Here is a 12,510-nt window from a genome sequence, read left to right as displayed (position 1 = left end):
ACGCATTTAAAATTAGATTGTTTTTTAAAAATCCCTATTGCTTTGAAAAAAGTGATGGGGATTTTTTTTGTTTTAAGAAGTGGGTATTTATATTCACTTATATAACTTATATGGTTTAAATTATTCATTTATCTTTGCAAAGAATTTAGGTTTAATCTAAAATCAGCAATCTAAAATTAAAGAATGACAGGAACCGTTTATAAATCTACAGGAAGCTGGTACACCGTAAAATCTGAAAATGGAGATTTTGTGGAATGCCGTATGAAAGGGAAATTCAGAATAAAAGGTATCAAAAGTACCAATCCTATTGCTGTAGGCGATATTGTCGATTATGAATTAGATGAAACTTCGGATGCTATAACGGGGACAATTCATAATATTCATGAACGAAAAAACTATATCGTTCGTAAATCGGTAAACTTGTCTAAGCAGATTCATATTATTGCTTCCAATATTGATCAGGTTTTTTTATTGGTTACGATTGATAATCCGCCGACAACTACAAGTTTTATCGACCGTTTTTTGGTTACTGCTGAAGCATACGGGATAGAAGCCATTCTTATTTTTAATAAAATTGATACGCTAAACGATCAGACTTTAGACGATCAACTTTATTTACAGCATATTTATTCTGAAATAGGTTATAAATGTCTTCGAATTTCATCAACAGAAAATAAAGGTGTTGACAAGCTGAAAGAAATGATGATTGGTAAAGTCAGTATGTTTTCAGGACATTCCGGAGTTGGAAAATCGACTTTGGTAAATGCTATGGAACCAAGTCTTCATTTAAAAACTACGGTTATTTCAGAACAAAGTAAACAAGGTCAGCATACTACCACTTTTGCCGAAATGTATGATTTGTCTTTTGATGCCCGAATTATCGATACCCCGGGAATCAAAGGTTTCGGGATTGTTGATATGGAACCATCAGAAATTAGTGGTTATTTTCCTGAGTTTTTCAGACTCAAAGACCAATGTAAGTTTAACAACTGTTTACATAAAGAAGAACCACATTGTGCCATAAAAGCGGCTCTGGAAAAAGATGAAATTGCCTGGTCACGCTATAACAGTTATCTAAAAATCCTTGAAGGAGACGAAGAGCATTATCGCACAGATACTTACGGCGAAGATCGTGCGGCGAGTGATGAAACGAGAAAGTAATTTAAAATTCCAATTCTCTTAAACTCCAAATTCCAACAAAAAAATCAAATGTAGAGATGCACTGCAGTGCATTTAAACACAGAAATTAAAATCTGTTTAATCCGTGTAATCTGTGGCCAATAAATTAGGTTGCACTTAGATCAAAATAAAAATGAAAATTGTACTTCAAAGAGTTTCCGAGGCATCTGTAACCGTTGATGGCCAAAAAACAGCCGATATTAAAAAGGGTTTATTGGTTTTAGTTGGAATAGAAGATGCCGATACTCAGGATGATATTGACTGGCTTTCGGGAAAAATCATCAAAATGAGAATCTTTGGAGATGAAAATGATGTTATGAACTGCTCGGTTCAGGATGTTGACGGAGATATTATTGTGGTAAGTCAGTTTACACTTCATGCTTCTACCAAAAAAGGAAATCGTCCTTCTTACATAAAAGCAGCAAAACCGGACTTTGCTATTCCAATGTACGAAAGTTTTGTAAAGTCACTTGAAAAAGAGTTTGGAAAAAAAGTCCAAACCGGAATTTTTGGTGCCGATATGAAAGTAAATCTTTTAAATGACGGACCTGTTACAATCTTGATTGACAGTAAAAACAAGGAGTAAAATATTATTAAACATTTGTTAAGGATTTCTAAAAATAATATATATTTGATGAAAATCCTTACTAATGAAAAACCTCTGTTGCGCATTACTTTTTTTATTTTTTACCCTTACTTCTTTTGCTCAAAAGAACGATTATTCCATTTTAAAAATTTCAGATAGTCTAAAAGAAAATGCAAATGCTGTTGTTCGATTAGATCAAATGGACATTAATATTCTGTCGCAAAGAAGCATGAATATTAAAAAACAGAGAGTCGTAACTGTTTTAAATCAAAAAGGTCTGAGTGAAATAGATGGTTATGAGTACTACGATAAATCAACATCCATAAAAGGTGTTGAAGCTGTTGTATATGACGCTTTTGGTAATGAAATCAAAAAAATCAAGAAAAAGGATTTTAAAGACCAAAGCGCAGTAAGTGGCAGTACTCTTTTTTCTGACAACAGAGTACTTTATTTAGATTACACTCCTGTTTCATATCCTTTTACTGTGGCTTATAGCAGCGAAATCGAAACTTCAAATACGGCTTTTATCCCAAAATGGTATTTTTTGAGCGGCTACAATGTTAGTGTAGAGAATTGTATTTTAAATGTATCGTATCCAAATAACTTAGGTTTTAAAAAGAAAGAGTTTCAGTTTTCTGATTTTAAAATAAAAAAAACGGTTGATACGGATACAAAGCTAAGTTATAAAGCAGCTAATATTCCGGCTCAAAAAGAAGAAGACTACAGCCCTTATCCATCGGATCTATATCCTAAAATAATGATGGGACTGGAGCATTTTCATTTAGAAGGAGTCGATGGTACGGCAACAACCTGGGAAGCTTTTGGGAAATGGTACGGAGAAAAAATTCTGTCCGGAACTACTACTTTGCCCGAAGAAACAAAGGTTAAGATCAAAGCTTTGGTCGGAGATGAAAAAGATCTTGTTAAAAAGACCAAAATCATTTATGATTATGTTCAGAAAAAATCCAGATATGTAAATATTGCTGTTGGTATTGGCGGATGGAAGCCTATGATGGCTGCAGATGTAGATCGTTTAGGCTACGGAGATTGTAAAGCATTATCTAATTACACAAAAGCACTTTTACAGATTGTAGATGTCCCTTCGTATAATACTATTTTATATGGAGATCGTTATAAAGCAAATATTCAGTCTGATTTTGTTTCAATGCAGGGAAATCATATGATTTTAGCAGTGCCAAATGGAGATAATTATATTTGGCTGGAATGTACAAGTCAGGACGATCCTTTCGGTTATCAGGGAACTTTTACAGATGACAGAGATGTTTTAGTAGTTAAACCCGAAGGAGGTGAAATTGTTCGTACTAAAATTTATGAGGACAAAGGAAATACTCAAACGGGAAAAGGAATCTATACACTTAATGAAAACGGTGATTTTTCCGGAGTTTTAAAAATAGCATCGCAAGGAAGTCAATATGCTTCCAAATCAAGGATTGAAACCTTACAACCTCACGAAAAAGAAAAACACTACAAAGAATATTGGGATAATATCAATAATCTAAAATTGGGTAAAATCACTTTTACTAATGATAAAGAAAATATCAATTTTATTGAAGATGTTCAGTTATCAGCATCCAACTATGGAGTGATTTCAGGTAGTAAAATGATTTTTACGGTGGATGCTTTTAACCAGAATTCAGCAAACATAAAACGAATAAGAAATCGTAAAAGTCCATTCCAGATTCAGCGTGGTTATTTAGATACAGATGAAATCGAGATCAATCTGCCAACAGGTTTTAGTATCGAATTTCTTCCTCAAAATTATGAGCTTAAAGGAAAATTTGGTGAGTACAAAACAGAAATCATAAAAAACAACGATAACAAACTGGTATATAAAAGATCCATGTTTTTAAACAAAGGAAAATATTCAAACAAAGAATATGATGAATACCGTTTGTTTATGGAGCAAGTTTCTAAAAATGATAATGCCAAAATAATATTGACCAGGAACTAACGAAGAACAACCAAAAATTAAACAAAACCAACCAAAAATTACCAATGAAAATTATTAAACTTATTAGCTTGTCTGCAATTTTGCTAATTGCTACAAGTTCGATTGCACAGGAATTTAGATTAGGAAAAGTCTCTGTTGCTGAATTGGAACAGAAAGTCCACCCAAAAGATACTTCGGCTATTGCTGCTATTTTGTATAAGAAAGGAGTGTCAAGGATGGAGTTTGATCAAAACGAAGGTTTTTATATGATGACCGATGTTGAAACGCGCATCAAAATTTATAAAAAAGAAGGTTACGACTGGGCAAATCAGGAAGTTTGGTATTACAATTACAACTCATTAAAAGAAAGAGTATTCTTTTCAGATGCAGTGACTTATAACCTGGTGAATGGTAAAATAGAAAAAACAAAACTGAAAAGTGATGGTTCTTTTGATGAAGTACTTTCAAAATACAGAGGACAAAAAAAGATTACAATGCCGAATTTAAAAGAAGGTTCGGTAATAGAATTTCGATATACTGTGAGATCTCCTAGTGATGCTATGATACGTGACTGGGATTTTCAGACTTCAATTCCGGTAAATTATTCGGAGTTTAAAGTAGCTTATCCGGAATATTATGTCTTTAAACCACGTCAAAAAGGGTATTTATTTCCTAAAACAACAACCTTAAAAAATCCAAGAACAATTACGATTACAAGCAAAGACAGAGGGAATCAATATGTAGCAAAAACGGAATTCTATACGGATAAAATAGATTACATAGAAACAGAAGTTACATATGTTGCTCAGGATTTTCCGGCATTGAAAGATGAAAGTTTCGTTAATAATATCAATAATTACAGATCAAGTGTTGAGCATGAATTATCATTAACACATTTTCCAAACAGACCTATCAAAGAATATTCTACAGACTGGAATTCAGTCGTAAAAACAATCTACGAATATGAAGATTTTGGCCCTGAACTAAATAAAACAGGATATTTTGAAGAAGATCTGAAAAAGATATTGGCAGGAATTAATACTCCGGAGGAAAAAATGTGGGTAATTTTAAACCATGTAAAATCAAATGTAAAATGGAATAGTTATTATGGTTATGGCTGTGATAACGGAGTTAAAAAGACCTATAAAGAAAAAACAGGAAACGTTGCAGATATTAATTTGATGCTGACGGCTATGTTACGCTATTCCGGTTTAACAGCAAATCCGGTTCTGGTAAGTACACGTTCCAATGGGGTTGCTTTTTTCCCAAACAGAACAGCTTTTAATTATGTTATTGCGGCAGTAGAAACTCCAAATGGCTATATTTTATTAGATGCTACTGACAGATATGCAACGCCTAATATGCTTCCTATGAGAGCCCTGAACTGGATGGGACGATTAATAAGAAAAGATGGAAGTTCTCAGGAAATTGATCTGATGCCGACAAAAGCTTCTAATGATATTGTTTTTATGAATTATGATATTGATGCAGAGGGAAAAATTAAAGGGAAAACCCGAAGACAATGTTCAGATTATAATGCCATGATAACAAGAGAAAATTTCGAGAAATTAAAAGAAGAAGAATACCTTGAGAAACTCGAAAATAATAGCGGTAAAATTGAAGTAAGTGAATATTCGAGAACAAATGAGAAAGATTTTTTAGCTCCAACTATTGAATCCTATTCCTTTACAGGAAATAATTTATGTGAAGTTATTGGAGGTAAAATATACGTAAATCCAATGCTTTTCTTCGCTCAGGATAAAAATCCGTTTAAGCAGGATGTGAGAGAATATCCCGTAGATTTTGGTTATCCGTTTTTGGACAAATACAATATCACCATTAAAATTCCCGATGGATTTGCGGTTGAAACACTTCCGGCTGCTGTAGCTTACAATATGGAAAATGATTTAGGAAGCTTTAAATTTAATATCGCTGCAAACGAAAATATGTTACAGTTAAGTATAGTACATCAAATTAACAGAGCAATAGTGGTTACTGAAGAATATGAAATGCTGAAAGAATATTACAAGGGAATGATTGCGAAGCAAACAGAAAAAGTAGTTTTAAAACGTATTTAATATGTTAAGTCGTTTTTTCTTAATTTGTTTTGTGTTCTTTTGGAATTGTATCGATATCCAGGCTCAAAATTATGCGCCTGGAAAGATAACAATTGCCGAACTGGAAGAGAAAATGCATCCAAAAGATTCCGGAGCGGTAGCTGCTATTCTGGCAAGTAATGTTACCATCAATTTAAATTTAAGTGGAAATTCAGAAAAACTCATTCGTAAAAAAATCAAAATTTATAAAAGTGACGGGTATCATTTTTCAAATGTCCATTTGTATTTTGGTGCTGGAAGATCAGGATATTTAAACATTCTGAGTGCTTATACTTATAATTTAGTAGATGGTAAAATTGTAAAATCTAAATTAAAACCGGAAAGCGAATTCATCGAAAAGACAAATAACAGTTATTGGATAAAAAAGTTAGCCTTTCCAGATGTAAAAGAAGGATCTATAATAGAATATGAGTACAGAGAAGATGTAGGTTTTTTGAGTCGTTATGATTGGAGTTTTCAGGAAAATATCCCGGTCAATTATTCCGAACTTAAAACGACTATTCCGGACGACTTTATATTTAAAAAAAATATGAGAGGTTTTTTTTCTCCTAAAATCATCACAAAAGCGACCCGCGCGTATGGACGAAATGCAACTGAAGCCACTTATGTTTATCAGAACCTTCCGGCAATGAAGGAAGAAAGTTATGTAAACAATATTAATAATTACAGAACAGGAATTTTCTTCGAACTTGAAAGGGTAGAAATTCCAGGACAACTTTATAAAACATTTTCCTCTGACTGGACGAGTGTTGCAAAAACAATTTACGGATTCGAAAGTTTTGGAGCAGAATTAAATAAAACAGGATATTTTGAAGACGATCTGAAAACCTTATTGTTAGGGAAAAATAATCCGACAGAAAAACTAACGACCATTCTTGATTTTGTAAAAGCCAATATAAACTGGAATAATCATTTAGGTTTTTCTTGTGAAAAAGGAGTTCGAAAAGCATATAAAGAAAAAACAGGAAATTGTGCAGATATTAATTTAATGTTGACAGCTATGCTTCGATATGCGGGACTTACTGCAAATCCGGTTTTGATTAGCACACGTTCCAACGGGATTGCTTTCTTCCCAAATATAAGCGCTTTTAACGCTGTGATCACTGCTGTTGAAAATGGAGACGACATTATATTAGTCGATGCTGCAGACAAATTTTCATCTCCAAACGTACTTCCTTTAAGAGATCTCAATTGGATTGGAAGATTGATTCGTAAAGACGGAACTTCTGAAAGTATTGATTTAATGCCTAAAAAAATGTCCAGTAACAATGTTTCAATTGATTATAGCATTGAGGAAAATGGCAAAATTAATGGCAAAATAAGACGACAGTCTACAGATTATAATGCTATGGCTATAAGAAATGTTTTCTCAAATACAAAAGAAGAAACATATTTGGAGAATCTTGAAAATAAAAATGGTAAAATTCAGGTGAGTGATTATAAACGGGATAATGAAAAAGAGTATTTGTTGCCTGCAACAGAAAGCTTTTCGTTTATAAGCAATGATTTATCTGAAATGATAGGAGGTAAAATTTATATTAATCCAATGCTCTTTTTAGCCAATACAAAAAATCCTTTTAAACAGGAAAATAGAGAATATCCAGTCGATTTCGGATTTCCTTTTGCAGAAAAATATAATATTAGCATACGTATTCCCGAAGGATTCACTGTAGAAAGTATTCCAAAAGCTGAAGGATTAGTTATGGAAGAAGGTCTGGGAATCTTTAAATATAATATTGCTCTTAATGACAATGTACTTCAATTACTGATTTTGCATCAAATTAATTCCCCAATTGTGGCACGTGAACAATATGGGATTTTAAGAGAATACTATAAAGTAATGACTGCTAAACAAACCGAAAAGATAGTTTTAAAAAAGATTTGAGAATCTAATATAAACAATAGTATTTTTGCAGTTATAACTTGCGAAATACTAAATAGCTTTCGTAAGCAAAATAAAAAATTGTCCTTAAAAAAGCTTAAAAATGGATTTGAAAAATGCACAACTAGATGTTGATACCTGGATAAAAGAACATGGAGTTCGTTATTTTAACGAATTGACCAATATGGCACAACTTACAGAAGAAGTAGGTGAAGTTGCCAGAATTATTGCCCGTCGTTACGGAGAGCAATCTGAAAAAGAAAGCGATAAAAACAAAGATTTAGGTGAGGAATTAGCAGACGTTGTTTTTGTGGTTTTATGTTTAGCGAATCAAACAGGAATTGATTTACAGGCTGCTTTTGACAAAAAAATGGACTTAAAATCGGTTAGAGATAAAGATCGTCACAAAAACAATGATAAATTGAAATAATTGTGAAATTTCAGCGTGAATTTTGATTTACGGGCGAGGAGTGGTAAATTGCGCGCTTGGATTATGTTACTCATAATTCGCAACTCATAACTAATATCATGAATTTAAAATTAACGACGAATTCACCATTCACCATTGATGATTCGCAACTCAATATTACAGGTTCTAAAAGCGAAACAAACCGCTTATTATTACTAAAAGCTTTATTCCCAAATATCACTTTAGCCAATACTTCAAACTCTGACGATAGCGAAGTAATGCAGAAAGCTTTGGCAGGAAATGACGAAATTGTTGACATTCATCATGCCGGAACTGCAATGCGTTTTCTTACAGCTTATTTTTCTGTTAACGAGGGAAGAGAAGTTGTTTTGACAGGATCTAGCAGAATGCAGGAACGTCCAATCAAAATTTTGGTTGAAGCTTTGGCGCAATTGGGGGTTGTCATTTCTTATGAAAAAGAAGAAGGTTATCCGCCAATCCGAATTAAGGGAAAAAAAGTAACGGCTTCAAAAGTAACTTTAGCGGCTAATGTAAGCAGTCAGTATATTTCGGCACTTTTATTAGTAGCTTCAAAACTAGACAATGGTTTAGAACTGACTTTGGAAGGAGAAATCACTTCAATTCCGTATATCAAAATGACTTTGGCTCTGCTGACCGATTTAGATATCAAAACAAGCTTTGAAGGAAATGTAATTAAAGTATTTCCGAAAGAAGCTGTTGAGTCAAAAGAAATGGTGGTAGAATCTGATTGGAGTTCAGCTTCTTATTTCTTTAGTTTAGTGGCTTTATCTGAATCTGCAAAAATTACTTTGAGTAGTTATAAAGAAAACAGCCTTCAGGGAGATTCAGAATTAGTTTCTCTTTATGAAAAAATGGGTGTGAAAACGACTTTCCAAAACAACAAAATGACTTTGGAAAAAGTCGCAGGTTTCAATTATCAGGATGTGAATTTTGAATTGAACAACACTCCAGATATTGCACAAACTATTGTAGTAACTTGTCTAGGTTTAGGAATTGGATGTCATTTAACAGGTCTGCATACTTTAAAAATCAAAGAAACAGACAGATTGGAAGCTTTAAGAATTGAGCTTACAAAACTTGGCGCAAATATTTCTGTAACCAATGACAGTCTGACTTTAGAGCGTTCAGGAGCTATTAACCATGATGTTCATATTGCAACATACAACGATCACCGTATGGCAATGGCGTTTGCACCTTTAGCAATCAAAGTTCCAATTATTATTGATGATGCTGAAGTAGTTTCTAAATCATATCCTGATTTCTGGAACGATTTAAAAGCGTTGAACTTTCAAGTTTCAGAATTGTAAAAATTTTTGAAACCATATAAGTGATATAAGTTCATTTAAATAAAAGCTTAACGCAAAGTATGTAAAACATAGCCTCTGGTTTCAACCAGAGGTTTTTTTATGCGAATTTAAAAGTAAACCCGACAGGTTTTTAAAACCTGTCGGGTTTAATAGTAAGTAAAAAAACAGTTGATATGAACTTATATCACTTATATGGTTCAAAAAAAACATTTTTAATGCTTTCCGAAACCTCACTAAATCAAGGACTTTTGAAAATAAACGTCAAAACACTTGACAACGCCTATCTCACAATCGTATATTTGCAACCGATTTAAAATTTTAGATAAACAAATCTAAAGGCTACACTCTAAAATCAACAATTCAAATATGAAATTATCACACTTCAATTTCAATTTACCGAAAGAACTTTTGGCTGAATTTCCAGCAGAAAACAGAGATGAGTCTCGTTTAATGGTAATTGACCGTAAAAAAAACACAATCGAACATAAAATGTTTAAAGACGTGATCAACTATTTTGATGACGGAGACGTTTTAATTCTAAATAATACAAAAGTTTTTCCTGCACGTTTGTACGGAAACAAAGAAAAAACCGGAGCCAGAATTGAAGTTTTCTTGTTGAGAGAATTAAATTCAGAACAACGCCTTTGGGATGTTTTAGTAGATCCTGCCAGAAAAATCCGTATTGGTAACAAACTTTACTTTGGTGATGATGATTCGTTAGTTGCTGAGGTAATCGATAATACAACTTCTCGTGGTAGAACTTTACGTTTCTTATATGACGGTTCATATGAGGAATTCAGAAATAAATTGACAGAACTTGGAGAAACTCCAATTCCTAAATACATCAACAGAGACGTTACTCCGGAAGATGCTGAAAGATACCAAACAATTTACGCAAAAGAAGAAGGAGCTGTAGCGGCGCCAACTGCTGGTTTACACTTTTCAAAACACCTTTTGAAAAAATTAGAAATCAAAGGAGTTAATTTTGCTGAGGTAACTTTACACGTTGGTTTAGGAACTTTTAACCCGGTTGAGGTTGAAGATTTATCTAAACATAAAATGGATTCTGAGGAATTAATTATTACTCAGGAAGCTTGTGACATCGTAAATGAAGGAAAAGCAAAGAAAAAACGTATTTGTGCTGTAGGAACGACTTCTATGCGTGCAATCGAAAGTTCAGTTTCTTCTGCTAATACTTTAAACCCTTATGAAGGATGGACAAATAAATTTATTTTCCCTCCTCACGATTTCAGCATTGCGAATTGTATGATTACAAACTTCCACACACCAAAATCGACATTATTAATGATGATTTCTGCTTTCTGTGGACATGATTTAATGAAAAAAGCATACGAAGAAGCGATCAAAGAAGGATACAAATTCTATTCTTACGGAGACGCGATGTTAATCTTGTAATTAGCATTTATCATATAAAAAGACCCGACAAGTTTTATAGCCTGTCGGGTTTTTTATTTGTTTCAAGTTTCAGGTTTCAAGTTTGACATTCGTTGAGAAATTTTAAACGCAAAGGGCGCAAAGTTTTTTTTCTCAGTATGTGTTTACCAGAAACAAAAGAACGCAAAGCTTTGCGAACTTAGCGTTTATAAACGTTAGCCTTGATAAAAAAAGACTTTGCGCCCTTTGCGTTGAAAAATACACAAAGCATATCAATCTGAAACAAAACAAACAATTTTTGTTATTTTAGCAGACAAAACAAAAAACACAATGACTTTTCAAAATACACGCGAATTTGCACGAGAGCTAGATTCAAAAGACACATTAAACCATTATCAGGAACAATTTATTTTTCCTAAAGTAAATGACAAACGAGTTATCTATTTTACAGGGAATTCTTTAGGATTACAACCGAAACGAACCAAAGCTTATATAGACGAAGTAATGAATGACTGGGCAGAACTTGCCGTTGAAGGTCATTTTTATGCTGAGAAACCCTGGTGGGATTATCAGGAAAGATTTTCTGAACCGTTGAGTAAAATTGTTGGAGCACTTCCATCTGAAGTTACGGTTATGAATACTTTGACAGTGAATCTTCATTTGTTAATGGTTTCTTTTTATCAGCCAAAAGGCAAACGCTATAAAATTATTTGTGAAGAAAAAGCGTTTCCATCAGATCAATATATGTTTCAAAGTCAGGTTCATTTTCATGGTTACAAACCAGAAGATGCAATCGTAGAAATTAAACGTCGAGAAGGCGAGCACAATATTCGTTTAGAAGATGTTTTAGCTAAAATTGAAGAAGTTGGTGATGAACTTGCTTTGGTTTTAATTGGTGGAGTAAACTATTATACCGGACAAGTTTTCGATATTAAAACCATCACGGCAGCCGGACAAAAAGCCGGAGCAAAAGTAGGTTGGGATTTAGCACATGCCGCGGGAAATATAAAATTGGACCTTCACGGCTGGAACGTAGATTTCGCAGCATGGTGCAGTTATAAATATATGAACTCAGGTCCAGGAAATGCTTCAGGCTGTTTTGTTCATGAAAGGCATCACAATGATCCGGATTTACCTCGTTTTGCAGGCTGGTGGGGACACAACAAAGAGCGCCGTTTTAAAATGGAGCCCACTTTTGATCCTGTTCATGGAGCAGATGGATGGCAGATTAGTAATTTGCCAGTTCTTTCGTTAGCACCTTACTTAGCTTCTGTAGAGATGTTTGCTGAGGTTGGAATGGATGCTTTAATTAAAAAACGTGATCATATCACTTCTTATCTTGAGTTTATTCTACACGAAATTGATAAAGAAGTAGAAAGTACTTTTGAAATTATTACACCAACAAATCCGGAAGAAAGAGCTTCACAATTGTCTGTTTTTCTTCACGGAGAAGGAAGAGCTTTATTTGATTATTTGATGAAAAACGGAGTGATAACCGATTGGCGCGAACCCAACGTAATTCGTCTGGCACCAGTTCCTTTGTACTGTTCTTATGAAGATATGTACGACTTTGGACAAATACTGAAAAAAGGGATTTTAGGGAAGTAAAGTTTCAAAAAGAAATAATCTCGCAAAGTCGCAA

9 protein-coding genes are annotated in these 12,510 nt (G+C 33.5%); all 9 read left to right on the top strand.

Going from position 1 to position 12,510, the window contains the following annotated elements; all coding sequences use genetic code 11:
* Positions 1-183: 183 nt before the first annotated feature.
* Positions 184-1,161 carry a ribosome small subunit-dependent GTPase A gene (rsgA, locus tag HYN56_RS02615; protein ID WP_109190751.1) on the top strand — a complete coding sequence of 326 codons (978 nt, stop codon included), beginning with the start codon at positions 184-186 and terminating at the stop codon, positions 1,159-1,161.
* 151 nt (positions 1,162-1,312) lie between these two features.
* On the top strand, positions 1,313-1,765 hold the full coding sequence (gene dtd, locus HYN56_RS02610) for a D-aminoacyl-tRNA deacylase (protein ID WP_109190750.1): 453 nt from the start codon (positions 1,313-1,315) through the stop codon (positions 1,763-1,765).
* A gap of 64 nt (positions 1,766-1,829) precedes the next feature.
* Entirely contained in the window at positions 1,830-3,737 is a 1,908-nt protein-coding gene (locus tag HYN56_RS02605; RefSeq protein WP_109190749.1) for a DUF3857 domain-containing protein, read from the top strand.
* Positions 3,738-3,781: 44 nt separating this feature from the next.
* The gene (locus HYN56_RS02600) at positions 3,782-5,794 is read left to right on the top strand and encodes a DUF3857 domain-containing protein (RefSeq protein WP_109190748.1); all 2,013 of its coding nucleotides are present in this window, start codon (positions 3,782-3,784) and stop codon (positions 5,792-5,794) included.
* A gap of 1 nt (position 5,795) precedes the next feature.
* Positions 5,796-7,718, top strand: coding sequence for a DUF3857 domain-containing protein (locus HYN56_RS02595; RefSeq protein WP_109190747.1), 1,923 nt, complete (start codon positions 5,796-5,798; stop codon positions 7,716-7,718).
* Positions 7,719-7,818: 100 nt separating this feature from the next.
* Complete coding sequence (locus HYN56_RS02590) at positions 7,819-8,145, top strand: nucleotide pyrophosphohydrolase (protein ID WP_012022600.1); 327 nt, start codon at positions 7,819-7,821, stop codon at positions 8,143-8,145.
* A 98-nt stretch (positions 8,146-8,243) separates the two neighbouring features.
* Entirely contained in the window at positions 8,244-9,473 is a 1,230-nt protein-coding gene (locus HYN56_RS02585; RefSeq protein ID WP_109190746.1) for a 3-phosphoshikimate 1-carboxyvinyltransferase, read from the top strand.
* Positions 9,474-9,839: 366 nt separating this feature from the next.
* Positions 9,840-10,889 carry a tRNA preQ1(34) S-adenosylmethionine ribosyltransferase-isomerase QueA gene (gene queA, locus HYN56_RS02580; RefSeq protein ID WP_109190745.1) on the top strand — a complete coding sequence of 350 codons (1,050 nt, stop codon included), beginning with the start codon at positions 9,840-9,842 and terminating at the stop codon, positions 10,887-10,889.
* 309 nt (positions 10,890-11,198) lie between these two features.
* Positions 11,199-12,476, top strand: coding sequence for a kynureninase (kynU, locus tag HYN56_RS02575; protein WP_109190744.1), 1,278 nt, complete (start codon positions 11,199-11,201; stop codon positions 12,474-12,476).
* Positions 12,477-12,510: the final 34 nt, after the last annotated feature.

Origin of the sequence: Flavobacterium crocinum (assembly GCF_003122385.1) — a bacterium.
Lineage (GTDB): Bacteria > Bacteroidota > Bacteroidia > Flavobacteriales > Flavobacteriaceae > Flavobacterium > Flavobacterium crocinum.
The sequence above is the reverse complement of the archived record's forward strand: the minus strand, read 5'-3'. Positions and strand labels throughout refer to the sequence as shown.

Coding starts and splice junctions, on each gene's coding strand:
- rsgA (WP_109190751.1), top strand. CDS start 184: ATGACAGGAACCGTTTATAAATCTACAGGAAGCTGGTACACCGTAAAA.
- dtd (WP_109190750.1), top strand. CDS start 1,313: ATGAAAATTGTACTTCAAAGAGTTTCCGAGGCATCTGTAACCGTTGAT.
- HYN56_RS02605 (WP_109190749.1), top strand. CDS start 1,830: ATGAAAAACCTCTGTTGCGCATTACTTTTTTTATTTTTTACCCTTACT.
- HYN56_RS02600 (WP_109190748.1), top strand. CDS start 3,782: ATGAAAATTATTAAACTTATTAGCTTGTCTGCAATTTTGCTAATTGCT.
- HYN56_RS02595 (WP_109190747.1), top strand. CDS start 5,796: ATGTTAAGTCGTTTTTTCTTAATTTGTTTTGTGTTCTTTTGGAATTGT.
- HYN56_RS02590 (WP_012022600.1), top strand. CDS start 7,819: ATGGATTTGAAAAATGCACAACTAGATGTTGATACCTGGATAAAAGAA.
- HYN56_RS02585 (WP_109190746.1), top strand. CDS start 8,244: ATGAATTTAAAATTAACGACGAATTCACCATTCACCATTGATGATTCG.
- queA (WP_109190745.1), top strand. CDS start 9,840: ATGAAATTATCACACTTCAATTTCAATTTACCGAAAGAACTTTTGGCT.
- kynU (WP_109190744.1), top strand. CDS start 11,199: ATGACTTTTCAAAATACACGCGAATTTGCACGAGAGCTAGATTCAAAA.